The sequence below is a fragment of the Vibrio sp. NC2 genome (genome assembly GCF_025195005.1).
Taxonomy (GTDB): domain Bacteria; phylum Pseudomonadota; class Gammaproteobacteria; order Enterobacterales; family Vibrionaceae; genus Vibrio; species Vibrio splendidus.
This window is the reverse complement of record NZ_JANVFC010000004.1, coordinates 284,089-309,645: the sequence shown is the minus strand read 5'-3', so window position 1 is coordinate 309,645 and position 25,557 is coordinate 284,089. Positions and strand designations below refer to the sequence as shown.

At 44.1% G+C, this 25,557-nt stretch carries 16 protein-coding genes, 1 tRNA gene and 1 pseudogene; 3 read left to right on the top strand and 15 right to left on the bottom strand.

The annotated features are described in order from the left end of the window. Positions 1 to 109: 109 nt before the first annotated feature. The 4 genes from NX845_RS08575 to fabB all read right to left on the bottom strand — a co-directional run bounded on the left by NX845_RS08575 (position 110) and on the right by fabB (position 9,503). Positions 110 to 5,437 (bottom strand): FimV/HubP family polar landmark protein, encoded by a 5,328-nt coding sequence (locus tag NX845_RS08575; RefSeq protein ID WP_260256762.1) that lies wholly within the window; start codon positions 5,435 to 5,437, stop codon positions 110 to 112. A 207-nt stretch (positions 5,438 to 5,644) separates the two neighbouring features. Continuing rightward, complete coding sequence (locus tag NX845_RS08570; protein WP_004734159.1) at positions 5,645 to 6,658, bottom strand: aspartate-semialdehyde dehydrogenase; 1,014 nt, start codon at positions 6,656 to 6,658, stop codon at positions 5,645 to 5,647. Positions 6,659 to 6,670: 12 nt separating this feature from the next. Then, positions 6,671 to 7,804, bottom strand: coding sequence for a 4-phosphoerythronate dehydrogenase (locus NX845_RS08565; RefSeq protein WP_054542235.1), 1,134 nt, complete (start codon positions 7,802 to 7,804; stop codon positions 6,671 to 6,673). 487 nt (positions 7,805 to 8,291) lie between these two features. Further along, positions 8,292 to 9,503, bottom strand: a complete 1,212-nt coding sequence (gene fabB, locus NX845_RS08560) for a beta-ketoacyl-ACP synthase I (RefSeq protein WP_010436883.1) — start codon at positions 9,501 to 9,503, stop codon at positions 8,292 to 8,294. Between the two features lie 56 nt (positions 9,504 to 9,559). Here fabB and mnmC point away from each other — a divergent pair, with 56 nt between their 5' ends. Continuing rightward, a complete protein-coding gene (mnmC, locus tag NX845_RS08555; RefSeq protein WP_065681321.1) occupies positions 9,560 to 11,707 on the top strand; it encodes a bifunctional tRNA (5-methylaminomethyl-2-thiouridine)(34)-methyltransferase MnmD/FAD-dependent 5-carboxymethylaminomethyl-2-thiouridine(34) oxidoreductase MnmC in 2,148 nt (715 codons plus the stop codon). Positions 11,708 to 11,875: 168 nt separating this feature from the next. On the opposite strand, the gene NX845_RS08550 is transcribed toward mnmC, so the two are convergent. The 3 genes from NX845_RS08550 to NX845_RS08540 all read right to left on the bottom strand — a co-directional run bounded on the left by NX845_RS08550 (position 11,876) and on the right by NX845_RS08540 (position 13,389). Continuing rightward, on the bottom strand, positions 11,876 to 12,397 hold the full coding sequence (locus tag NX845_RS08550) for an NADPH-dependent FMN reductase (protein WP_017079496.1): 522 nt from the start codon (positions 12,395 to 12,397) through the stop codon (positions 11,876 to 11,878). Positions 12,398 to 12,585: 188 nt separating this feature from the next. Then, positions 12,586 to 12,849, bottom strand: a complete 264-nt coding sequence (locus tag NX845_RS08545; protein WP_004734185.1) for a YfcL family protein — start codon at positions 12,847 to 12,849, stop codon at positions 12,586 to 12,588. Between the two features lie 9 nt (positions 12,850 to 12,858). Beyond that, complete coding sequence (locus NX845_RS08540) at positions 12,859 to 13,389, bottom strand: elongation factor P hydroxylase (protein WP_065606275.1); 531 nt, start codon at positions 13,387 to 13,389, stop codon at positions 12,859 to 12,861. 299 nt (positions 13,390 to 13,688) lie between these two features. Between NX845_RS08540 and NX845_RS08535 the strand changes: the two genes are divergently transcribed. Continuing rightward, a complete protein-coding gene (locus NX845_RS08535) occupies positions 13,689 to 14,312 on the top strand; it encodes a trimeric intracellular cation channel family protein (RefSeq protein WP_004734183.1) in 624 nt (207 codons plus the stop codon). 108 nt (positions 14,313 to 14,420) lie between these two features. On the opposite strand, the gene aroC is transcribed toward NX845_RS08535, so the two are convergent. The 6 genes and pseudogenes from aroC to NX845_RS08505 all read right to left on the bottom strand — a co-directional run bounded on the left by aroC (position 14,421) and on the right by NX845_RS08505 (position 20,974). After that, positions 14,421 to 15,506 carry a chorismate synthase gene (gene aroC, locus NX845_RS08530; protein WP_004734182.1) on the bottom strand — a complete coding sequence of 362 codons (1,086 nt, stop codon included), beginning with the start codon at positions 15,504 to 15,506 and terminating at the stop codon, positions 14,421 to 14,423. Positions 15,507 to 15,746: 240 nt separating this feature from the next. After that, complete coding sequence (locus NX845_RS08525; RefSeq protein ID WP_017095021.1) at positions 15,747 to 17,927, bottom strand: Ig domain-containing protein; 2,181 nt, start codon at positions 17,925 to 17,927, stop codon at positions 15,747 to 15,749. Positions 17,928 to 18,093: 166 nt separating this feature from the next. Further along, positions 18,094 to 18,687, bottom strand: a complete 594-nt coding sequence (locus NX845_RS08520; RefSeq protein ID WP_017095020.1) for an ECF-type sigma factor — start codon at positions 18,685 to 18,687, stop codon at positions 18,094 to 18,096. Positions 18,688 to 18,853: 166 nt separating this feature from the next. Continuing rightward, a pseudogene (gene tnpA / locus NX845_RS08515) lies at positions 18,854 to 19,289 on the bottom strand (IS200/IS605 family transposase). A 106-nt stretch (positions 19,290 to 19,395) separates the two neighbouring features. Next, on the bottom strand, positions 19,396 to 20,667 hold the full coding sequence (locus NX845_RS08510) for a serine/threonine-protein kinase (RefSeq protein WP_069595456.1): 1,272 nt from the start codon (positions 20,665 to 20,667) through the stop codon (positions 19,396 to 19,398). Between the two features lie 230 nt (positions 20,668 to 20,897). Next, positions 20,898 to 20,974, bottom strand: a tRNA-Arg gene (locus NX845_RS08505). 210 nt (positions 20,975 to 21,184) lie between these two features. Between NX845_RS08505 and folD the strand changes: the two genes are divergently transcribed. Then, positions 21,185 to 22,042, top strand: a complete 858-nt coding sequence (gene folD / locus NX845_RS08500; protein WP_004734180.1) for a bifunctional methylenetetrahydrofolate dehydrogenase/methenyltetrahydrofolate cyclohydrolase FolD — start codon at positions 21,185 to 21,187, stop codon at positions 22,040 to 22,042. A gap of 157 nt (positions 22,043 to 22,199) precedes the next feature. On the opposite strand, the gene NX845_RS08495 is transcribed toward folD, so the two are convergent. Then, complete coding sequence (locus tag NX845_RS08495) at positions 22,200 to 24,014, bottom strand: sodium:proton antiporter (protein WP_260256761.1); 1,815 nt, start codon at positions 24,012 to 24,014, stop codon at positions 22,200 to 22,202. Positions 24,015 to 24,229: 215 nt separating this feature from the next. After that, entirely contained in the window at positions 24,230 to 25,429 is a 1,200-nt protein-coding gene (locus NX845_RS08490) for a NupC/NupG family nucleoside CNT transporter (protein ID WP_004734178.1), read from the bottom strand. Positions 25,430 to 25,557: the final 128 nt, after the last annotated feature.

Below are 25,557 nucleotides of genomic sequence, written 5' to 3'. Positions count from 1 at the left end.
ACCACTACCGCCCTAGACGGTGGTTTTAAGAAGCCAAATAAAACAAAGGCGCTTGGGCTCACCCAAAAATAGAGGGTAGCCAACGCTACCCTTTATGATTTTTTTAAATTTATCGACCGTTTAAGGTATCGATAAGATTCTTTGCCTCTCGACGAATATCATCGCTCCCGTCAACTATCGCCTCTTCTAGAAGCTTAATTGCACCTTGCGAATCACTCATCTCGATATAGATTTTAGCCAAATCGAGCTTGCCAGCAGCTTCTGCATTATTGTCGACATCATAGTTGCCGATATCACCGATAACATCAGGGAATTCATTGAGACCAACATCCAGCTTCAACTCTTCATCATCTGGATTAATGGCTTCTTCGCCTTCTTGCTCTACTTGAGCCATCAGTTCGTCAATCGTCATGTATTGCTTATCACGACTGTTACCTGACTCTGTTAGATTATCTTGTTGACCCCAATTTTCTTCTTTAATTTTAGGTTCAGCTTGTTTTTCAGCCGATGCCCAAATCTCTTGTTGATCGTCAGGAACACCATTGTGCATGCTTGATTGCTGCTCTGGAGCTAAGTTAAAGCCTTTCCAATCTTCACCGCCAACTTCAAGCATCGCATCGATATCGAGCCCTGCACTGTCAATCGACGTTGCATCTAATGGCTTCTCAAACATATTGTCGACTGAGTCTTGTACATCTTCTGAAAGCAACTCAGCCAATGCTGTTTCATCAAAATCGTCAAAGCCTTCTAGTGGTTCATCTTGAACCGCTGTAGGTGCTGAGTTTGATTCTAAAGGCGTTGAATTTAATCCTGAAGATGAACTCGGTGAATCATCTGGTTGTGCGAACGCTGCCAGTTCAGGTTCTTCTGCATCTGAGAACCCTGCTTCGTCCGAGAAACCCTCTGTATCGGAGAAGTCGTCAGCGTGACTAAAGCTTTGCGGATTTGAGAACAAATCATGCAGCGCATCTTGCTCTTCACCTTGCGGACTAAAAGAAGTCAGTGGTGTCGGCTTCTCTGCAAACGCATCTGAGATGGCTTCGTCTTCACCGTATTCAGGCAAATCAAGCTCATCGAACTCGACGCCTTCTTCTTCCGCTACTGGCTCTGCGCTGCTTTGCTCAATATCATCTAAAACAGAGTCTGCTTTTGCGCTTTCTTCGTCATATTCAGGAAGGTCAAGATCATCGAACTCAAACTTTTCTGCCTCAGGAGCGAGATCTTGTTCTAACTGAGCTTCATCAGGCTCACTAACGACTTCCGCCAATGCATCTTCTTCACCAAACTCTGGCAGTTCGAAGTCATCAAACGAGAACTCGTCTTCGCCTTCTTGTCCTAGAACTTCAGCTTGTTCCGTAGCTTCAATTTTCGGTGCCGTTTCTGCTTGAGGCGCAACGTCTGCTTGTGGCTCAGATGTTAATTGTGGTTCTAATACTGATTGAGGTTCAACGTCTAGTTGAGGTTCAACAGCAGGAGCAATTGGTTCCGGTATTACTTCAACATCAGCTTCAGCATCGGCTTCTGCCAATGCGTCTTCTTCATTAAATTCAGGAAGTTCGAAGTCATCAAACGAGAACTCTTCTTCGCTGTCTTGTCCTGGAACTTCAGCTTGTTCCGTAGCGTCAACTTGCGGTACCGTTTCTGCTTGAGGTTCAGCGTCTAGTTGAGAATCAACCGCAGGAGCAACTGGTTCTGGTATTACTTCAACATCAGCTTCAGCATCGGCTTCTACCAACGCGTCTTCTTCATTAAACTCAGGAAGTTCGAAGTCATCAAACGAGAACTCGTCTTCGCTGTCTTGTCCTGGAACTTCAGCTTGTTCCGTAGCGTCAACTTGCGGTGCCGTTTCTGCTTGAGGTTCAGCGTCTAGTTGAGAATCAACAGCAGGAGCAATTGGTTCTGGTATTACTTCAACATCAGCTTCAGCATTGGCTTCTGCCAACGCGTCTTCTTCATTAAACTCAGGAAGTTCGAAGTCATCAAACGAGAACTCTTCTTCGCTGTCTTGTCCTAGAACTTCAGCTTGTTCCGTAGCGTCAACTTGCGGTGCCGTTTCTGCTTGAGGTTCAGCGTCTAGTTGAGGTTCAACAGCAGGAGTAACTGGGTCTGGTATTACTTCAACATCAGCTTCAGCGTCCGCCAACGCATCTTCTTTAGCTGTATCGTCTCCAATCAGCCAATCACTGTCTTCTGGTACACCGAACTCATTTGGAATGATTTCTGGCATATGTGCAGCACGGACTGGCTCTGGCTCTGGCTCTGGCTCTGGCTCTGGCTCTGGCTCTGGCTCTGGCTCTGGCTCTGGCTCTGGCTCTGGCAAGGATTCAACGATATTTTCAAGTTCATCGCTACCTTGAATTTTCGGTTCAAAGTCAAAATCAGAGTCTATATTCGCAGGAGATTCAACATCATCAATGGCTTCGGCTAACCAATCTTCTACCGTTTCTTCATCGTCTTCAGAGATATCATTTAAAGACGCTGGCGAAGCTTGATCTTCAGTACTCGCAGCGATGTCTTCACGCTGATGTTGTACGTCGGCTTCTTTCGGTTCTAATTCTTGTTGCTCAGTATCTTCTTGAGTCGGCTCTTCAAAAACTGGTTTGTCAAAGTCAGAATTCTCAGAGAGCAACGAGTCAACATCCAGTTCATCATCTTGAACAGACGACACCGCTTCTTCTGGTAATAGTTCATGACTATCAGAAAGAGACGTTTGTTCTGGTTCCAAAGCGCTTTCGATTGATGCTTCATCCGGCTCTTCAGTAGCTTGCAACGAATCGCTGTCATCAGAAGTCATCAACTCATCAATCAATGCTTCATCTGTTGTTTCTAGTGCGTCATCAAGCAACGCATCCGTTGCAGGCGCTACACCAAACAAGTCATCGATAAAGTCATCACGATTAAAGGCTTCATCATTTTCTGGCTTAACATCAGCACCGTCTTGAATCAGTTCTGAATCTAATGAAGCATCACCAACAAGTTCAGGTTGTGGTGTTTCAGTAATGTCCGTTATTTGTTCAGGCTCGACTTCAGAAGGCTCTGACGTTAATTGAGTATGTTCAACCTCTGAATCCTTGATAAGGTCGTCGCTGGCTTTATCAGAACCAAAGGCAGCATCTAGCTCTTTATCAAACGTCTGTTCTTCTGATTCAAGCTCGTCTTCAATACCACTTGTCAGTAAATCATCAAACGGGTCTAAAGATTCAGATTTTGGTGAATCGGCTTGGTCCGCTGAAAGCGCATCATCCGATAGTTCACTATCAAGGAAATCATCAAGTAAGTCGGTGCTCTCTGCATCGAGTTCGAAATCATCATCAGAATCTCCGATTAATTCATCCAGAGTTTCCGTGCTGTCTTCTGCAATGTTTAGCTCATCATCAGTCGATAAACCAGAAAGCTCTTCAAGTTCGGATAAGGCATCAAAACCTAAAGGCTCACTTTCAGGCTCATCATCCGATTCATCGCCCAGCATTTCATCAAGGAGTTCGGTCGAGTTGCTTAGGTCAACGTCATCCCCTTCCAGCTGCTCATCAAGTAGATCAACGCTGTCTTGAGTCTCTTCATCAACGATTGGCTTATCAAACTGAGACAGGATGTTTTCGATATCATCATCAGACGCCAAACCATTGTTTAGGTTCGTCGCTATTTCATCGTCGCTATCGAGGTTGAAAGGATCATTCGCTTGCTCGTTCTGAGCGGCAACCTGAGCAAAGATGTCATCAATATCATCCTCTACACTAGGAGCTGCAGATTGAGTGGTCTGTTGTTCAGAGATCAGAGCATCAATATCAAAGTCGTCATTGCTTATGTCCGAAGGCGTAGCATCGCTTTGTTGTTCTGAGATAAGCGCATCGATATCAAAATCATCGGTTATTGATGTGTCGGCACTAGAAGTAGAATCACTTTGCTCTTCCGAAATCAAAGCATCGATGTCGAAGCTATCATCATCTTCGTCATCAAGAGAAAACAGGTCATCTAATAGTGACTGATCTAATTCGTTAGAGCCTAAATCTTCAGTCTCGGATTCTTTAGATAGCAGTGCTTCAATGTCATCAGCAGACATTGCGTTATCATCTGAGAGGTCAAAATCGACTTCATCTGTATCAAGTGCGCTTTCTGCGCTTTTATCGAGCGCGCGCTCCATCTCTTCAAGACCAAGCGCTTTCTCTTCACCATTAACACTGATGCCGTTGCTGCTGTCCAAGTCCAGATCATCAAAGTTAGTGTCTAAATCACCATTTTCGCCAATGCTCGCAAATGGGTCATCATCTTCACCGTCGAGATTGAAATCGAGATCAGATTCATCCAATCCTGCAAATACATCGTCTTCTTCAGCAAGAGCTTGGTCATCAAACAACTTATTGGCGTCATCTTCAGTGCCAAACAAGTCATCGTCTAAAGACAGCTCGTTAAGGTCGTCCATCTCGTCGCCCAGTGTAATAGGCGCGACGCTGCTTGGTTCAGGCTGCATCGGTTGTTCTTGAGTGTTTTGCTGTTGTTCTTCATTTTTAGAACGACGACCTATCAGCATCACGATGATCAAACCAAGTAGAAGACCCGGAATAATCGCAAGAGCCGCAACTAACCAACCATTAGATAACAGTTCATCCATGGCACTTGGTGCCATTTTTTCAATTTCGGCGTTCTTTCTACGCTCTTCATCAAGCAGCTTTTCCACTTCGCTACGAATGCGGTCTTCATCACTGAGCTCTGTTTTTAGCTCATCCACTTCCAATTGAACATTCGACAGCATCAAACGAAGTTGATGGTTTTTTTCTTCGAGTGACAGTAACTCAGTTTCTGAAAGCTCTAACTGCTTCTCAAGGTGGTTCATTTCCTTGGCACCGGTTAGCGGCTTGTTATTCACTATCTCTTGATTACCAATTATCGATTTATCGACAACTTTAGGTTCGCTAACCTTAGCTTTGGATTGTGCATTTTTAGGGGCTACATCTGGTCGACTTGACGCTTGCGCTACTTTAGGTTTTGAAGAGGTAGGCTTTGTCGCAGGAGCATCAAGCTTAGCAAGGTGCGAGTTCATGATGTTGATAGCTTGCTGCGTCGAACTTGCACGTGCTTGCTCTAAAGAAGGCACACGTAAATTACTGGCAGGCAGCAGGCTATGGATATTCTGATTTTCAAACGCTTGTGGGTTTAAGCGATAAATCGCCAACAATGTTTGTTGGACTGAAACGGAGTTATCAGGGCGTAACCTTGAAGCAATAGACCATAGCGTTTCTGAGCCACGGGTTGGACCATAGAAACGTGAAGGCTCAGCGCTATTCAATTGCGCTCTTTGAAGAGGTTCTGAAAACGTAGGCGCTGATTGTATCTGGCCATTAGGCCCTACAACTCGAATGGAATCTGCACGAACAACGGAAATCTGAGTCGCAATGATAAAGGCAAAAGGCATTAACCACGGCTTGAAAAATTGAAACATAAAAGGCTCAGCTAGGTGCTTAAATTCGGAAAAGTGATGATCTATTAAATATATCGGATAAATGACGTAAAACTATAGAGATGAAAACAAAAAATGTGTTGCAGCAACAATATTCGCAGCAATTTCACACAATTTGACTAACAATATTTTCAATCGATTAAAAAAGCCCCACTAAAGAGTGAGGCTTGATAATCAAAGCAATGAAGCTTAGAAGTAATCGCGAATCAGAACTTCAGCGATTTGAACTGCGTTTGTCGCTGCGCCTTTACGAACGTTATCAGCTACTACCCACATGTTCACGCCGCTGTGATGGCTGATGTCGCTACGAATACGACCAACCATTACGTGGTCCTTACCACCCGCATCACGAACTTGAGTTGGGAAGTCTAAAGCTTGAAATACTTCAACACCTTCCGTGTTCTCTAGAAGCTGAATAACTTGCTCTGCACCGATTGGCGCGCGAGTTTCAACGTGTAGAGATTCAGCGTGACCGTAGAACACAGGAACACGAACACAAGTCGGGTTCACCGTGATTGACGAATCAGCAAAGATTTTCTGAGTTTCCCAAACCATCTTCATTTCTTCACGTGTGTAGCCGTTCTCTGTAAATTCATCAATCTGAGGAATACAGTTGAACGCGATCTGCTGAGAGAATGCTGACTTGTCAGCTGGCATGCCATTAAGAAGCTTAGCGGTTTGGCCTGCTAGCTCATCGATACCCGGCTTACCTGCACCAGACACAGATTGGTAAGTAGAAACGTTAATACGCTCAAGACCTACTTCATCGTGAATAGGTTTAAGTGCTACTACCATCTGAATAGTAGAACAGTTAGGGTTCGCGATGATGTTGCGGTTACGGAACTCAGCAATCGCTTCAGGGTTCACTTCTGGCACAACCAGAGGAACATCGTATTCATAACGGAAACGTGATGTGTTATCGATAACAACCACACCTTCGTCAGCGGCGATTGGAGCCCAACGTTCTGAAAGCTCGCTACCTGCAGAGAAAAACGCAATATGTACTTGAGACCAATCGAAGTCTTCTACGTTTTGTACTTGTATTGTTTTGCCGTTAAAACGGGAAGTTTTGCCTTCACTACGTTCACTTGCTAGTAAGTGCATTTCACCGACAGGGAATTTACGCTCTTTAAGTACTTCAAGAATGGTTTCACCAACCGCACCAGTCGCACCTAAAATAGCAATATTAAATTCTTGGCTCATTGTTTCTCTCTTTTATAAAGTTGGCTTTACCATAAAACCGAGTTTAGATAACGGCGTTAAATTACAAGATTCATCGCCCGTTAACTCGACTGCACTGTACTCTCTACGGTCCCAATATTCTTTACGCATCTTGTCAAAAGAACCTGGCGTAGAGATATTGCGACGGAATAAGGCGTCGTCTTTGCGCACATCATAGATCAACTGAGTCAAATTGTGCAGTGTTGCTTCATCCCAAGCTCTATCTAATTTCATTTGAGGCACTGGGGCTGTCGGCAGAAGATCGCTTGCATAAGCACGCTGTTCAGTACCTAAAAACTCACAATAACTGTTGAAGATCATCGTGGTACCACGTGCTTTACCCTCTAAACCGTAGCCCGCTACGTGAGGAGTTGCAAAAGCAAGCAGTGGAAGTAGCTCAAAATCGACTTCAGGCTCAAACTCAAATACATCAAGAACGGCAGTAAAACCATCGGCTTTTTGCAAGCGAGCTTTTAACGCTTGGTTATCAACAACTGGGCCACGAGCTGCATTAATCAAAATTTGATCAGCACGTAAGTTGTTCAGCACTTGCTCATTGATCAAGTGATGTGTTGGGAACTCACCCGTTTTAGTAATTGGCGTATGCATAGTGATCACGTCCGATTGCTCAAGCAGTGTCTCTAATTCAGTAAACTCACGAGTATCACCCTCTTGTTGTTTTAGAGGATCGTTCAGCAAAACTTTGATACCAATACCTTCAAGGCACTTCGCTAAGTAGCTACCTACCTGACCACAACCGATAATACCGACCGTTTTATCGAATACAGAGAAGCCTTGTTGCTGCGCAAGTACCATCATTGCGCTGAAGGCATACTCAGCGACACCCACCTTGTTACAGCCAGGCGCTGCAGTAAAGAAAATGCCACGCTCTTTCATCAATGCTTGGTCGACATGGTCCATACCTGCCGTCGCAGTGCCGACAAACTTCAGCTTATTGGCTTTGCTAATCAATGACTCATTCACCTTGGTGACAGAGCGAATCATCAATGCGTCTACGTCAACTAGGTCGTCAGCCGTTAATGTGCGACCAGACTTCATTGTCACTTCCCCTAGCTGGCTAAATAGCGCTTCAGCATAAGGCATATTTTCGTCGATTAAGATTTTCATTTGGCGAGTACTTTAGTTGGGGTCTATCGACCTAAATGTGAATTGAAATGATTGTGCAAAATTCCACACTCGGTGTCGAGTAGCAAATGGAATACATTATATATAAAGGGCTACGTTGGCATTTATCACACCATATCCCAAAACCGAATCAACACTGAAGATTGTGTAGCCCAGAAACGAAAAATGCCCGATTGAATAAACAATCGGGCAAACATCCAGAACAAAAGGATCCTATCTCGCTCTCCAGGAGACAGAGTCTTGCGTCTGTTCAACCAGTACTAACCAAAGTCACTACTGGTCAAGCTCTGGAAACCTTTTAATTTCTAAACCCAGATTTAAAAAGTCATGTTCAAAAAAACACGTATAAAACCTACATTTAAAAAGCTTTGTTCTGTTGGTCATAGTTAGTGGGCAACCTATGCGTTTTGAGTCTGCACTCACGTCACCCATTAACGATTAACCTTTATTAATTTAACCTTAGCTTCAATTAGCCTTGGTATTTTTTGATTACTAGCGTTGCGTTCGTACCGCCGAAACCAAAGCTGTTAGACATAACCGTTGTTAGCTCTTGTTCACGAGCTTCCGTTACGATGTCTAGGCCTGCGCCCGCTTCGTCTAGGTTTGCAACGTTAATGCTTGGTGCGATGAAGCCGTTATCAAGCATTAGCGTTGAGTAAATTGCTTCGTGTACACCAGCCGCACCTAGAGCGTGACCTGTCATCGCTTTAGTTGCTGAGATTGCTGGGCTGTTGCCGCCAAAGACTTCTTGGATTGCACCAAGTTCTTTAACGTCACCAACAGGAGTTGAAGTACCGTGAGTGTTCACGTAGTCAACACCATCAACGTTTTGCATTGCCATCTTCATACAACGAACCGCGCCTTCACCAGAAGGAGCAACCATGTCGTAACCATCTGAAGTTGCGCCGTAACCCACGATCTCGCCGTAGATTTTTGCGCCACGAGCAACAGCGTGCTCAAGCTCTTCAATAACTAGCATGCCGCCGCCACCAGAGATAACGAAACCGTCACGGTCAGCATCGTAGGTACGAGAAGCCAATTCTGGAGTGTCGTTGTACTTAGTAGAAAGTGCGCCCATTGCGTCGAACATCATAGTCAGAGACCAATCCAGTTCTTCACCGCCACCAGCGAATACAACGTCTTGTTTACCCAGTTGGATAAGCTCCATTGCGTGACCAATACAGTGTGCAGATGTCGCACATGCAGAACTCATAGAGTAGTTCACGCCACGGATTTTGAATGGTGTAGCAAGACAAGCAGAAACCGTAGAAGCCATTGTACGTGGCACCATGTATGGACCAACGCGCTTAACGCCTTTTTCACGGATGATGTCTACAGCGTTAACTTGGTTTAGAGATGAAGCACCACCTGAACCCGCTACGATACCCGTGCGGTCATTAGATACTTGATCTTCAGTTAAACCAGAATCAGCAATTGCTTGCTCCATTGAAAGATAAGCGAATGCCGCTGCATCACCCATAAAGCGCATTTTTTTGCGATCGATATGGTCAGCAGGGTTCATTTTTAGGTTACCCCAAACTTGAGAGCGCAAGCCATTTTCCTTGAACTGCTCTGAAGCGGTAATACCAGATTTACCCTCTTTCAGTGATGCTAAAACTTCTTCGACGTTGTTACCGATACTTGAAACAATACCCATACCGGTGATTACGACTCGTTTCATGTGACATTCCTATAATTCTAAATTCAGCTAGATGATAACTAAGAAGCCTAACAAAAGTGGTCAGCTTTCCTAGAAATTCGTACAATCCCTACCAACATATCGCTTCAAATCACAAAATGATAGATTTTATGACTTCAATTACTAATGCAGAGCTGGAATGGAATGAGTCTGGCACGCCAGTTTCAGACCAATTTGACGACGTTTACTTCTCTAATGTTAACGGTTTAGAAGAAACTCGCTACGTCTTTTTAAAACAAAACCACCTTCCAGAGCGTTGGGTTGAACATCAACAACGCCGTTTTGTGATTGCTGAAACCGGTTTTGGTACAGGTTTGAACTTTCTCGCAGTCTGGCAATGGTTCGATGCTTTTATTAAAGATAACCCACAAGCGATGACCAAAGAGTTACATTTCATCAGTTTTGAAAAATATCCTCTCAATAAAGAGGATCTCATCAAAGCGCACCAATCGTGGCCAGAATTAGCGGAGTATGCGACACAACTCCAAGAACACTACCCTATCGCCCTGCCTGAATGTCACCGTATTGTGCTCGGTGATGGTGCGATCACGCTTGATTTGTGGTTTGGTGATATTAAAGATTGTATGCCAAACGTGCCGACCCCGCATGAAGGTTTGGTTGACGCTTGGTTCTTAGATGGCTTTGCGCCAAGTAAGAACCCAGAAATGTGGAATCAAAACCTATTCAACGGCATGGCCAAACTGGCAAAACAAGATTGTAGCTGCGCCACTTTCACCGCCGCGGGTTTTGTTCGCCGTGGTTTAATCGAAGCTGGCTTTGCGATGAAAAAAGTCAAAGGCTTTGGTACTAAGCGAGAAATGATTGCAGGCCGACTTGGAGAAAAGCACGCTCACACCAATATCAAACCTTGGTATGGCCTCGCTCAACACAATGATTCACAAGACATAGCTATTATTGGTGGTGGTGTAGCCAGTGCTGCACTTGCAAAAACCTTAAGCCGTCGTGGTAAAAACATCACCCTTTATTGTGAACACCAACAAGCTGCGGGTAATGCCTCGGGCAACAACCAAGGTGCGATTTACCCGTTATTGAGTGAAGCGACATCGAACGTGTCTCGCGTGTTTGGCCCAGGGTTACTGTTTGCTCGTCAATTTATTAATCAAGCAGCTCAGTCTGTTCAATTTGATCACAGCTGGTGTGGCGTGAACATCTTGATGTGGGATCAAGGCTCCACTAAAAAACTCAACCGCATGTTGGAAGGCAACTTCCACACCGACCTGATTCAGCGTTTATCGCCAGACCAAGCCAACGAAAAAATTGGCTTACCGGTCGATAAAGAGAGTGTTTACTTTCCTCTGGGTGGTTGGCTAAGCCCTCTTCAGCTTACTCAAGGTTTGATTGGTAAGTTAGAAGACACAAACCAAGTGAGCGCACACTATCAACACCAAGTTACGCAACTTGAATGGTTAGAAGCAGAGCAACAATGGTTGCTGACGATTGAGACACCTCAAGGTGAGATTAAAACCAAGCACGACCAAGTAGTTGTCGCGAATGGACACAAGTTCACCCAATTTGAACAAACTCAGCCAGTACCACTAACGCCAGTTAAAGGCCAAGTAAGCCACATTCCAACCACAGAAAATCTCAGCAAGCTAAAAACCGTGTTGTGTTTTGATGGCTACCTGACGCCACAAAACCCAAATAATGGTCACCACTGTATTGGCGCGAATTACGATAAAACCAATATCGACCAAGAGTTTGATATTGAGGTTCAGCAACATAATGGCGAGCGCCTGCATGGGTCGCTACCAGACCAAGCATGGACAAAAGATGTCGATACCAGCGGTAACTTAGCGCGCCAAGGCATCCGCAGCGTGAGTCGAGATCACCTACCATTCGTCGGTAATGTTGGTGATTTTGAATCCATCAAAGAGCAATATCAGAATCTGCACAACTTTAATCCGCAGCGTGATGCTATCGACAGTATCGAACCTGTTACCAGCTATCCGAACTTGTTCTGTTTTATTGGTTTAGGTTCGCGTGGTTTGAGCTCGACCCCTCTTTTAGCAGAAGTCTTAGCCTCACAAATTTGTGGCGATCCTCTACCTCTTCCGGTTGATGTGCTCGAAGCCATTCATCCAAGTCGAATGTGGATTAGAAGATTACGTAAAGGCAAAGCGTTAACAGAAGGTTGGGTTTCAACAAAACAATCCAGTGCGGAATAGTCGATTCTAGACTAGGTCTAAATATTCAAATAAGTATTGGGACGACCCAAACAAAAAGCCCGAGCATCTCTCAATGCTCGGGCTCTGTTTTTCTAATCTTATCTACGTCGCTGCTTTTTATTCTAGAGCAGTTCGTTATTTTTCAGCTATTCGCTTTACTTTCCGCTTTTACAGCTTAGCAATCGCGTCTTTAATTTGAGCGGCAATCTCTTCGTTGCTAATTGAACCCGACTCAAAATCAAAGTTATCGTAGAAGCTTGGTACTGAAAGTGACGCTTTAACGTTACCGCCAAAAAATGGTGCTGAACCTGTTGCTGCGCCAAGTACCGTCTGTGCACCACCTGGGCCTGGTGAGGTCGCTAAGTAAACCGCAGGCTTCTCGCCAAATACTGAACGCTCAATGCGTGTCGTCCAGTCAAATAGGTTTTTGTACGCTGCAGGATAGTGACCGTTGTGCTCAGCAAACGAGATAACGAATGCATCGGCTTCAGCTAGGTCACGTAAAAATGCTTGAGCGCCTTCCGCTTGGCCAATCTCTTTTTCAGTGTCTTCACTGAACATAGGCACGTTGTAATCGGTGATGTTTAGGACTTTTACTTCTGCACCTTCAATCAAGTTTGCTGCGTAAGTTGCTAGTGCTTTATTGATAGAGGTAGAGCTTGTGCTTGCGCCAAATGCGATAACTTTCATGATGTGACCTTTTCTGTAATTCCGTTAAGTGGGATTAGAATAACGTAGTCAGAAAATGGAACCATCACAAGAAATGAACGGACTCATTCAAAAATTTCGAATGAGTCTCAAATTATTGGTTCGCTCAAAAATGAGGAGGAAGAGTAATGAGCGAATTACGGTAGACGAATAATGCTAAACGACTAAAGTTACGCTTGGTTTTGCAGCTCAACCCAAAGGTCATTAACGATCGTGCGGTCTGCTGGCGTTAGTTCAGAACGCGCGTCTTCTAGGCTCTTCTCAATACGTAATTTAACTTCTGCTACGTCTTCAATGCCGTCTTCTTCACATGAAGCCACTGAAAGAGAAATATGACCACGTAAGTAACCACCAGCAAACAGTTCATCGTCTGATGCGTTTTCAATGCGAGCATCAATTACTTCAAGTAGTTTTTCTTCAAATTCGATAATCATAATATTCTCTTATTTCACAATAAATTGGCTAGTACATAAAGGTGCAACATCATAGAAACTGCGTAATGCTTCAGAGAGCATTTTCACGCGAGGCGGAAGGCCAGCTTCAAAGATACCCATGACTTCGCTGTGTACTTTATTCATAAAGGCCAAACGATCTGGCTCAAAATCGCCGTGTAGATTGTCACAGCTGACATTAAAAGGAAAGCCTGCACTGGTCGCAATGATCCATTCATACGCTTGTGGGCGAATTTCTACTTTTTCAAACTCAGCTTGAACCGACTCAGTTCGGCCATCAGGCTCATACCAGTAACCAAAATCTTCCAATAAACGACGCTCAGGACCAGCCACACACCAGTGTGCTATCTCGTGAAGTGCTGACGCGTAAAAGCCGCGAGCAAATACGATACGGTGATGAGAAACCTCCCCATCGGCTGGCTGGTAAATAGGCTCGTCCGCTCCCAGTTCTAGCTTGGTATTGAAGCTCTCGAAAAAGGTTTGATTGAAAATGTCGATGATATCTGGGTATTGGTGCGTCATAAGATCAAATTTAAATAAAAAGAACTGGGGCATTTTGCGTTTTTTTAAGCGCTCGGTAAAGCCCTATCACTGGCAATGACATTAGGTTCATCATAATACTTTACGATGACAATCGATTGCTGATCCCAGATTACACCATTTTGAGGTGAATGATTAGTTTAGCTAATCTGAAATGCCTATTCACGGTACAAATATTCATTCGTCAATCAGCGTTTTTACTACTACACTCGCGCTTCATTTTTATATCCCTATGGCCTATAAGACTCCAATTTATAGACCTAAATTATAGAGCTACAGCAATGCTACTAAGTGTTTTGTATATCATTGGCATCACGGCAGAAGCCATGACCGGCGCTCTCAGCGCTGGCAAACAAAAAATGGATTGGTTTGGTGTAATGTTGGTTGCAAGTGCAACGGCAATTGGCGGCGGTACAGTACGAGATATCTTACTCGGCCATTACCCTTTAGGTTGGGTTGAAAACCCACAATATCTGGCGATCACCTGTATCGCGGGTGTTATCACAACAGGACTGGCTAAATGGGTAATCAAGCTAAAAGGCTTGTTCATTCGTTTAGATGCTCTAGGTCTTATCGTGTTCAGTATCATTGGCACTAAAGTCGCGATGACCATGGGTCTGCACCCAATGATCTGTATGGTGTCTGCCTTGGTAACTGGCGTGTTCGGTGGCCTGTTGCGCGATCTTATCTGCCGTCAAACACCATTGGTTCTGCATGAAGAGCTGTATGCATCTGTCGCCCTTGTCGCTTCAGGTTTATACCTAGGTTTGCTTGAGCTTGGCATTAACGACGTAACCGCAACGATTGTTACGCTTGTGGTTGGTTACTTGCTGCGTATGGCGGCCGTACGATTCAAATGGCGCTTGCCTTCGTTCCAGCTTGATCCGGAAAGCTCTGTACATTAGATATTCTCAATGACGCAGAATATAAAAAGGGTTGCTTCATTACGAAGCAACCCTTTTTTGTTTCTATCAAATCAGTTTCAAATCTGTTCTGAATAAAACGAAGCAGAACTAGATTTTTGGCGTTTCTGTTGTCACACCAAAGTTTTGACCACGATGACGTAGCAAATGATCAAGCAATACAATCGCTAACATCGCTTCTGCGATAGGCACTGCACGAATACCTACACATGGATCGTGACGACCTTTAGTGATTAACTGCGTTGCTTCACCGTCTTTAGTGATCGTGTCACCAGGAACAGTAATGCTTGATGTTGGTTTAAGCGCAATGCTCGCCACAATATCTTGGCCAGTAGAAATACCGCCTAAGATACCGCCAGCATGGTTGCTGCTGAAGCCTTCTGGAGTTAATGGATCACGGTGTTCACTACCGCGTTGATTTACGACATCAAAGCCATCACCAATCTCAACACCTTTCACCGCATTAATGCTCATTAGAGCGTGAGCAATATCAGCATCTAAACGATCAAAGATTGGCTCACCAAGGCCTACAGGCACTTTAGTCGCAACCACTTGAATCTTCGCACCGATCGAGTTGCCTTCTTTTAGCAGGTCACGAATCAGTTGGTCAAACTCAGGCACTTTGTCGGCATCTGGGCAGAAAAACGCGTTGTTTTCGATCTCATTCCAATCCACTTTATCAATTGAGATATCACCCATTTGAGAAAGGTATGCTTGGATTTCAACACCAAATTCTTGTTTCAGGTATTTCTTCGCAATTGCACCTGCCGCAACACGCATTGCAGTTTCACGAGCTGAAGAGCGACCGCCGCCACGGTAATCACGTACACCGTACTTTTGATGGTAGGTATAGTCAGCATGACCAGGACGGAATTTGTCTTTAATTTCGGAATAGTCTTTAGAGCGTTGGTCTGTATTTTCAATCAATAGACCAATAGAAGTGCCCGTAGTTTGGCCTTCAAATACACCTGATAAGATTTTCACTTCATCCGCTTCACGGCGAGCCGTTGTATAGCGAGAAGTACCAGGGCGACGACGATCCAAATCTCTTTGAAGGTCTGCTTCGGTAATTTCTAATCCTGGTGGGCACCCATCTACGATACATCCTAGTGCGATACCGTGACTTTCTCCGAACGTGGTCACGCGGAAATGTTGTCCGATACTGTTTCCTGCCATTACTTCCTCTAAATCAGCCATCACTCAGAAGGTTTGATTCCTAAACCAACCAGCTAATAGCTTTACTTGTCTATTCTTCGTGAATTCATAGTGGCTTTATTACTAAATGATGTAAACCCCAAAAAACGAACAATTGTCAGTTTATCGAAAAATAAAAAAGGAAGCCCATCACTAGGCTTCCTTCTTTCATTACCTTTGATTCACTTGGCATTCAATATGCGACTAACTCAAGCGTTCAAATTAATCGTCGTTCGATGAACCATCCCACACCATATTAAAGTTCACATCGGTAATGTACTGACTCCACTCATCACTGATTTTGCCAATGATGCTGTAGTTTTCATCTAATTCAAGTGAGTAGCTATTATCTAACCCAAACAAGAATGAAAGCACCGCATTCGGTGTATCATCTTCAAAGACATCGTCACAAAATTGTGGGTGTAAAGTATAACCGTTGCTTGCGGAAATGGCTTCAGACGTCACAGTGAACCTTTCAAAAATAGCCGCATCGCCATTGTGCGAATTCAACAATCCATCACAGCTAATACCATTCATCCAGACCTTAATATAGTCGTGTGAATTACCAGTTGAAAGTTCTGCTGTACTCATCTGTAGTGACGTAGAGATAAGATCGTATTGGTGGTCTTGTTCACCAGGCCAATATAGGTATGCATCTCGCAACTCAGGGCCGTGACTTGATTTCACTTGGATTCGTTTTTCTGCATCAGCCTTGTTGCTAAATCCAATATAACGACTTGATTTACCTTCCTCAGTCCAGAGCATAGTCAACGCACCTTGTGAAACTAGGTTGGTATCGTAATCATTAGTGATATCATAAGCCATGGTCATCGTTTCTTCGTCATCGACAAATGAACCCACCAGCGTGTCACCTTCAATAGCGTACGTACCGACTTTCAAAGTCGCCTCTGTCGTACATTCCGTCTTATTACTCAAGTCACGGTCATTGTAGAAGATATCACCATCTTCAAAACGCACTGTGTCACACCATACTTGAGCGTATTTCGTTCCATTTGAGCCTCGCTCAAGGAAGTACCATGTATTGTCTTCTAATGGATGGCCATCCACTGGTGGTAGTGGTGCTTCTTCGATAACAGGGAAGCTCAGAGTTGCCGCAACCCACTCACTGTTGACGCCATCATTGACTAAAACTGTCAGTGTTTCGTCACCTGCCGCAGCAGGGCGTGGAAGCAAACCAGAGAAGCTCACTACGCCCTGCTCGCTTACTAGACCGTTAAAGCCCGTGCGTGCAGCCGTTGATAGCGTCGTTTCCACTTCGTAGTTTAAGGCGTCACCATCTTGATCTATGAATAGTGCACTTACATCCAGTGTATCGGTTAGCGACTCGCCTTCTGTGATTAACCACGTATTCATTGTCAACTGCAGGTTTGCAAGCTCGTTCTCGTCAACCACAGGAAGTTGGTTGTCAGTTAAAACCGTCACTTCAAAGGTCAGTGGGTATGAACGCGCATCGTGCTCATCGGTCGCAAAAATATGGTAAGTAAAGTCACCAGCCCCTTCAGGCTCCCCACTAATAATGCCCGTTGAAGAATCAACTTGCAGACCATTACTTCCAGTTGTTCCTATGGCTCCCATCGAGAAGGTCATTTCATCGCCTTCGGAGTCTAGGAATTTGTCGCTAACATTGTATGGGGACCATGCTTCACCTAGTGTTAACTCAACAGGGTCAGTGCTACCAACGACTTTCGGACGCGTATTTGGAGTCACGATGATGTCTCCACCACCTTCTGGAATATCAATAATTGGCGAGTAGTCATCGAGCGGGTCGCCAGCATCAATGATTTCTTGAGTCGCTTCCGCCATTGCTTGAGTCAGTTTCAGCTTGGTTTCGATATCTTTGTCAGAATTATCCACCAGCACTTCACCGATCAGGTTTAGAGCCTCAGCCTGCTCCGTGGTATCTGCAATGTAGTCACCAAAGATCAGTGCTTGTGACACCTCTAGGCCCGCATCACCCGTGATCGCGACAACCACTTGCTCTTCGGCCACAGCTACCGTTAACTCAGAGTCTTCGGCTAGAAGCTTGTTCACCATATTAGTCATTGGGTTGATGATTGTACCACTGCCCGAATTTGCCAGAGTAAAGTCGTGCTGAACCAAGCCTCGGTTACTATCTACAGTTTGCCCAGCGACCGCATCAACACATACCACTGCGTTACGATACTCCAAGCTCAAGCTTGCTTGGCCTTTATCGTCAGTCTTGCCTTGAGATAAGTTACACACGCCATCTTGAGTACTGTCTACCGAAATATTAGCATTCACTAAATAACCATCAATAGCAGTGATAGAAAACGCCGTTGGGTTGCTCGACGAATCGCTGTCTGAACCACACCCAACCAGAGCCATTGCAATTGACGCTGCGAGCAAGCCTTGCTTATTCATTATTATTCCTTATTAAACCTATTCAATGAGTCTTCATACAGCCAACCTCAGTAGGCTGTGATAATTAAAACATCATTATTTTTAGAGGTTTACTTTGAACTTGCAAGGCACAGGGGATAATGGAAAACTCGTAAAATAATTTCTAAATTTTTCCAATTATGCAAAGTTAAGCCGCCAATTTATTGTGGAGCCAGCTCTTAGCAAATTTGAGATCTTTCTCAATCAGGCTGTGGCTACAATCTAATAGTTCACAGATCTCTTGATGCTTTAGGCCAATGTAATATTTTAATTTCAGCACATTAGATTGTCGTGGATAGCGTTCCGTAAAATCCATCAATGACTTCTCTAACTCAATGCGTTTATCAAGGGGCAGGTATTCAATCGAAATTGCATTTTCTATGCGCATTAAATTGCCCTTTTTTCTTTTATCAGCCTTCAACGCCCAAGAGTCATTAATGAGAATATGCTGCATAGCTTTAACGGACATCAAAAAAAAATCTCGCGTCCCTTCTATCTCACCCTTCCCAACGGAGCCAATCTTCAAGTAAGCCTCATGAGTCAATGTCGTCGTAGAGCTCGTATCTATCAAAGGCTCATTAAATACCTCTGCACATTTATAACGTCGTAATTGAGCTAACTCTTTAAGCCGATAGTAAGCAAAACGATACAATTCAGCTTCAGACTGCTTGCAACCATGTTGCCATTGGTAAATAAGAGTAGTAAGCCCCTTGTGCTCCTGAATTTTTTTTATGGTCGACACAATTTAACCTTTTAAAACAATTAAATGGGAAGTCACAACAAGTAAACCAATAGGTTCATGTCTTCTGTGGCAATCCAAGAATCGAATAATTCCTCATCCAAAAAATATCCGCCTTCTTAGAAGCCGGTTTTGCTTTATAACCCCCAAGAAGGGGGCGTCCACGCTATCAATTCTTCAATAACTGCAGTTGTTGTTCATACTCTATGTCCTGTTTATCTTGATGTCGTACATATCGCCGAATGACTTCTTCATTCACACCAACCGTATCTGCAAAATACCTCTAGCCCAAAAGTAATTTCCCCACAGTTTCTTACGTTTATGTGGGGATTTATTGAAAAGTCTAATTGCTATTCGACCCTTTAAAACTCCTAACAAACTCAAGACTGATAACTTGGGAGAAACAATGACAGAAAGATGAACATGATCTGGTTGAACATTTAACTCTAAAACCTCGCAGTCTTTCACATTGCACAAGATATGGATTGAACGATAAAGCTCCTTTCCACCCTTATCTTTCAAAATCTTATATCTGTACTTTGGGTCAAAACTATATGGTATTTGCAACGCCAATAGACATATGATGAATTTCTGTAATCGCCCATGTGGTTGTTTCCTCTTACTTGTGATGAATAAGAGATTACTTCTAACATGAGCACTTCTCGAGGCCATAGCCTCAAGCAACAATCACCACCGTTTAGGGCTGTGGTTTTAAGGAACTACTAAACCGTCACGATCATTTGAATTAACGTCTTCAACGTAAACGTCTAGGTCAACGATATTCAGATTTCGAGAGTGAATAATTTCATCCCAATCAAGTAAGGTATGGCTTGATGGGTAAGCCATTGATGTGACATCATATATAACCGAATCAAGTTGCAATTTTTGATCACTAAGATTGTGTGTCTCTATAGAGAAAGCCACTAAAAATGCGGTCAATATCGTAAGAAAGAAAGAAAAATACACGGAGGTGGTAGGATAACGTTGAATAAACTTAATCACTTTATGAACGTTATTATTGTTACGATAATTTAATGGATAACAACGCCTTACATTTTCGATATCATTTGCTAAAGCACGAACACTTTGATATCGACGAGAACGGTTTACGTTAGTCGCATGTTGATGTACTCGAATTAAATCTCTAGACGCTATTTTATCTGGAAACATCTTCTGTAGGATCCGCCCTAAAGAGAACACGTCAGACCTTTCGTCCAAACTTTCACCTGTGAGTTGTTCTGGACTAGCATAAATTCGACTTACCGCTTTAATGGAGTTGAGTGAGTTATCAGGCGAACAACTAAGAGTTTGAGTAAGATTGAAATCAATAACCTTAGGTTCTCCATGAGCATTTATGAGTATATTTTCAGGTTTTAGGTCAGCATGTAGAACTTTCAACTCATGCGCATACTCAATAGCAAGGCAAATATCTCGAAATAACGTAAGCTTTTGGTCATAAGAAAGTGAATTAGTAGACAGATACTCATCGAGTAAACAGCCATCAACGTACTCCATTACTATATAAGCAACTCCTTTATGAAGACCTGCGTCATAAACCTTCGTAATATTGGAATGATTGAGGTTTGCCATGATTTGAGCTTCGTTGAAAAGTTTGTCTTTGCCTAAAATATTAAACGCTTCGGCGTTAAAAAACTTAACTGCGTAGTTATGCTCAAACAAATGGTCACGCCGTGAAGCAAAATAAACCATCCCGAAGCCACCTTTACCTAGTTCATGTCCAATAAGGTAACGATCATCAACTATTTCGTTTTCAAATGATTGAAACGCAGGCACCGAAGAGGATAAATGGATATCTAACAATTGAGTCAAACACTGTTGTTCATATGACAGAAGTAAATCGGAAACTCTTCGAGCCATTTGCGGTGAAACATGGCTTAGCTCCGAGAGTCTTGACTGCCACTCTTTCGGATCCATATCAATCATGCGATAAAAAACTTGGGTACTACTGAGGTCTGAATTCATTTCTAGTGCCAGTAACAATTGCTACTCATCTTATATAATACAATACCAACCTACTTACATAGCCTAGAAATGAATTGATACAATTCGCAATTACCAGAGATAAATTAACCACAAATATATTGATAGTAAAAATACTTCTGGGATTAATGTATCGTAGTTCGATAAGAAAGAGGGATCTCTGAAATGCAAAAAACCCGACAACTCAGCGAGTTATCGGGTTTCTTAAATAGTGGTACGCCCTGAAGGATTCGAACCTTCGACCACCTCCTTAGAAGGGAGGTGCTCTATCCAGCTGAGCTAAGGGCGCGCTACAGGAAAGGATTATACGAATTCGAATCAGTAAAGCAACGGCTTTATCTAACATTCTGATCCAAGTGAGTAAAAAAAGGGCAATAAGATTATAAGTGTTGGAAAATAGAACAAAGCAAACGTTTGCCTGATGGTAATCAAAAAGATTTTCTGGAATAATGCGCCAAAACATCAGCCACTAACTTGAATATCAATACTAAGGAAATTCATGACTGCTCAAAATATTGATGGAAAGCTAATTTCTCAAACGGTTCGCTCTGAAGTAGCGGCACGTGTAAAAGCTCGTACTCAAGCTGGATTACGTGCCCCGGGCCTAGCGGTTGTTTTAGTGGGTGAAGACCCGGCATCTCAGGTTTACGTTGGCAGTAAACGCAAAGCGTGTGAAGAAGTTGGTTTCGTCTCGAAATCTTTTGATTTACCAGCAACTGCCACCGAACATGAATTGCTAACGCTAGTCGATCAACTCAACGAAGACCCAGAGATTGATGGCATTCTAGTTCAACTGCCTTTACCTGCTGGTATCGATACTACTCACGTTCTTGAGCGTATCACACCTGAAAAAGACGTTGATGGCTTCCACCCATACAACGTAGGCCGTTTGGCTCAGCGCATGCCTAAGCTGCGCTCTTGTACGCCTAAAGGCATCATCACCCTGCTTGACCGTTACAACATCGATTTACGCGGCAAGCACGCGGTTGTTGTCGGCGCATCAAACATTGTTGGTCGCCCAATGACTCTAGAACTGCTTCTAGCAGGTTGTACGACAACAACATGCCACCGCTTCACCAAAGACCTTGAAGGCCACGTACGTCAAGCAGACGTTGTTGTGGTTGCCGTTGGTAAGCCTAACTTCATTCCTGGTGCTTGGATTAAGAAAGGTGCTGTTGTGGTCGATGTTGGTATCAACCGTTTGGAATCTGGCAAGCTCGTTGGCGACGTTGAATACGATGTGGCTAAAGAGAGCGCAAGCTTCATCACACCAGTTCCGGGTGGTGTTGGTCCAATGACAGTGGCAAGCCTAATCGAAAATACTATGATCGCTTGTGAGCAATTTCACTCGAAATAGCCCGTAAACGACAGTCTCGGTAGCAATACCGCTGACATGAATTGATTGTTACTAAAATAGAATTAAAAAGCCGCAGCGTGAAAACGTTGCGGCTTTTTTGATACTGAGCTATTCGTTTGTGATACAAAGATACTCGCTTTTAAGACAGTGCGACTCGCTACTTATCTGGAGTATCGATACCTTCAATTTCTTCCGAAGGCGGCAATAAACTAATGACCTGACACTCCGTTGATATGAGTTTTTCCAAATCAGAACCTTGTGTCACTAAGCGGAAATCACCGTCATTAATCACCCCAAGTGGAATCGCTTTAGGGTACAGAGCATTAAACTCATTAAGGTCAAACGCTTCGGTCAAACCCGTGCTCTTAATTTGGCTGCCTTGAGCCATCAAGGAGTTAAGTTTGGAATAGGTAACCCCTTCTGAAAACAGGCTTCTATTGCCATCACGGCTCACCTGATGCCTTTCATGTTTATTTTCTGAGGATTCAAGTTCAAACACCTTATTCTCACCAAACTCATCTTGATAGTGCATACTGACTAGTGGGTTGGTTTGACGATAAGGCGATACAATCATCGCGCGCCCTATTCCGTCCAATTCCAGATTATTTTCAGCATGGCTCGAAGCTGGATTACCGAAATAGACATTCAAGTTGTCCATGCGCGCTAAGCGAATACTCTCCCAGTTGGTATCAGCAAGCACACTGTTGATGTTGTGTGTCGCCAGCACTTTGGCAAACTGACGTGAAAAATGAGTCGCGCCAAAGAAGATAACCCCTTGCGCTTTCTCTTGCGTCACACCCAGCCTTCTAGCCCACCAACTCGCGGTTAGGCTCTGAATCACAACCGTGCCTATGATGACCAAGAACACCATTGGCACCAGTAGGTCAGCCCCTTCGATTAATTGCTTCTCTTGAAGCTTGATTGCAAATAGAGAAGAGACTGCAGCAGCAACGATCCCGCGAGGTGCCATCCAGCTCAAAAACCATTTATCTGCTGAAGTAAGATCCGTGCCGATCCCGCTGATCCACACACTCAGAGGACGAGCCACCAGCATGACGACCGCTAATAAGCCAATACCGCCCCAACCTATCGAGAGGAAAGTCCCAGAATCAAGCCTGCTCGCTAACAGAATAAACAACGCAGAAATGAGTAACACAGTCAGGGTTTCTTTGAATTCAATAATGTCTTCGAGATCCAAGCCTTTCACATTGGCGAGCCAGATACCCATGATGGTCACGGTTAATAAACCGGACTCTTCACTCAGATCATTTGAAAAAGAGAACGCTGCCAGCATTAATGTCAGGACCGCCATGTTACGCAAATAGTGCGGAACCCAATGCCCTTGCAGCATCTTGGCAATCAAATAGCCACCGATGATCCCTAAGCCTAAACCGATGGTTAGAGTCAGCCCCAAGGCCGACAGTACATGACTGGTAGGATCGGCTGAAGAAACAATGTATTCGTAAACGAGAACGGCAAACAGAGCGCCAATCGGGTCAATCACTATCCCTTCCCAGCGCAAGATACTGCCTAACGAAGATTTGGGTTGAATGCTGCGCAGCATGGGAACAATCACCGTTGGGCCAGTCACCACGACTAATGCAGCAAACAGCGCCGCCAATGGCCAACTGAAATCGACAAAATAATAAGCCCCCACCACGATGCACGCCCATGTAATCAACATGCCGAAACTCACTAAGTGAGTCACCATGCGGCCATGGCCTCTGATTTCTTTGAAATTAAGAGTCAATGCACCTTCAAACAGAATGATGGCGACCCCTAATGAAATCAACGGGAACAGTACATCACCAAAAATGGCATCAGGATTAAGGATATTTAGACCGGGACCTAATAGCAGGCCAACGATAAGCAAAGGAAGAATAGCGGGAAGACGCAAACGCCAACCAAGTAGCTGGCAAGCCAAAGACAAGAGTCCAATTAACGCCAAAGAAGAAGTGATCGACAAATCCATTTGTGCCCCTAAACATTTGTACCACACCCTGTGGTACAAACTTATTCACTGAAATAAGAAAGCCTACGTTCTTACACTATAGGCTCTCTTTATCATACTAAGCGAATATTATTGTGGTTAATCAGTCACTTTACTATAGGGAGAGCAAAGCCATGATGAGCTAACTGGGTGGTTATGGCCCAGTTAGAAAGTGCTTATAAGTCACCAATGATTACTTATAGAGAAAGCACCACGCCCGCAATCGCTGCGCTCATTAGGTTGGCAAGCACACCCGCACAAATTGCTTTAAAGCCGTATTGTGAGATGAAAGAACGACGCTCTGGAACCAAGCTGCCCAAACCGCCAATCAGAATTGCCATCGTAGAGATGTTTGCAAAACCACATAGCGCGAAAGTAACGATCGCTTTTGAGTGCTCACTCAGTGCGTCTTTTACGTCCATTAACTGGATGAAAGCCACAAACTCGTTCACAACGATCTTGTTACCGATCAGCGAGCCTGCAACCACAGCCTCAGACCATGGCACACCGATCAGCCATGCAACGGGTGCGAACACATAACCTAGGATAAGTTCGAAGCTTAAGTTTACGCCAAACCAGCCACCAACAATACCTAACAAGCCATTCAGCATGGCAATCACACTGATAAAGGCAAGGAGTGTCGCACCCACTGCAACGGCAATACGAAGTCCAGACATAGCCCCATCTGCCATTGCCTCGACTACGTTTGTTGCTCGTGGAATTTCAACGTCAGACTCAATATTTTCTTGAGCCTCATCTGCGCTACCAGGTACCAAAATCTTGGCCATCAATAGACCAGCAGGTGCCGACATAAACGCTGCAGCGATCAGGTAGTTCAAATCAACACCAAGCGATGCATAACCCACTAACGTACCACCAGCAACAGAAGCTAAACCACACACCATCACAGCAAACAGCTGTGAATCCGTCATGTGCTTCAAGTAAGGTTTAACCACCAATGGCGCTTCGATCATGCCAACAAAAATATTCGCAGTTGCAGACAGTGATTCCGCACGACCTGTACCTAAGAACTTTTGCAAAGCCCCACCGATTAGGTTGATCACCTTTGGCATAAAGCCGATGTGATACAAACCTGAAATCAATGCAGAGAAAAAGATAATGATGCCTAGAACGTTAATAGCGAATACAAATCCGTTATTCGTTAGGCCACCAAATAGGAAGTTAATCCCCTCTTGACCGTAGTTGATCAAACTAGACACTGCACCAGTGGCTGCATTCAGCACTTCTTTACCCATTGGCACATACAGAACCAGTAGGGCGAATGAGATTTGCAGTAAGAAAGCCAAAGAGACTGTTCTTAGCGGGATATTTTTTCTGTCCGTAGATAGTAACCAAGCGGTTACTAAAATAGTGATAATTCCAAGTAGGGAAGCCATGTGCGTCAACCTAAAAGTTGTAGGTAGGAAAGGCGACGCATTCTATAGAGGAAATCGTTTGCGGCAAGCTAAGGTTGTTAATGTGATGTTGGTTGAATCACTCTTTAATAGTATCTTTCACTAAGTCA

Coding starts and splice junctions, on each gene's coding strand:
- NX845_RS08535 (WP_004734183.1), top strand. CDS start 13,689: ATGCTACTAAGTGTTTTGTATATCATTGGCATCACGGCAGAAGCCATG.
- folD (WP_004734180.1), top strand. CDS start 21,185: ATGACTGCTCAAAATATTGATGGAAAGCTAATTTCTCAAACGGTTCGC.
- NX845_RS08540 (WP_065606275.1), bottom strand. CDS start 13,389: ATGACGCACCAATACCCAGATATCATCGACATTTTCAATCAAACCTTT.
- NX845_RS08575 (WP_260256762.1), bottom strand. CDS start 5,437: ATGTTTCAATTTTTCAAGCCGTGGTTAATGCCTTTTGCCTTTATCATT.
- NX845_RS08550 (WP_017079496.1), bottom strand. CDS start 12,397: ATGAAAGTTATCGCATTTGGCGCAAGCACAAGCTCTACCTCTATCAAT.
- NX845_RS08545 (WP_004734185.1), bottom strand. CDS start 12,849: ATGATTATCGAATTTGAAGAAAAACTACTTGAAGTAATTGATGCTCGC.
- NX845_RS08525 (WP_017095021.1), bottom strand. CDS start 17,927: ATGAATAAGCAAGGCTTGCTCGCAGCGTCAATTGCAATGGCTCTGGTT.
- aroC (WP_004734182.1), bottom strand. CDS start 15,506: ATGGCAGGAAACAGTATCGGACAACATTTCCGCGTGACCACGTTCGGA.
- fabB (WP_010436883.1), bottom strand. CDS start 9,503: ATGAAACGAGTCGTAATCACCGGTATGGGTATTGTTTCAAGTATCGGT.
- NX845_RS08565 (WP_054542235.1), bottom strand. CDS start 7,804: ATGAAAATCTTAATCGACGAAAATATGCCTTATGCTGAAGCGCTATTT.
- NX845_RS08490 (WP_004734178.1), bottom strand. CDS start 25,429: ATGGCTTCCCTACTTGGAATTATCACTATTTTAGTAACCGCTTGGTTA.
- NX845_RS08495 (WP_260256761.1), bottom strand. CDS start 24,014: ATGGATTTGTCGATCACTTCTTCTTTGGCGTTAATTGGACTCTTGTCT.
- NX845_RS08510 (WP_069595456.1), bottom strand. CDS start 20,667: ATGAATTCAGACCTCAGTAGTACCCAAGTTTTTTATCGCATGATTGAT.
- NX845_RS08570 (WP_004734159.1), bottom strand. CDS start 6,658: ATGAGCCAAGAATTTAATATTGCTATTTTAGGTGCGACTGGTGCGGTT.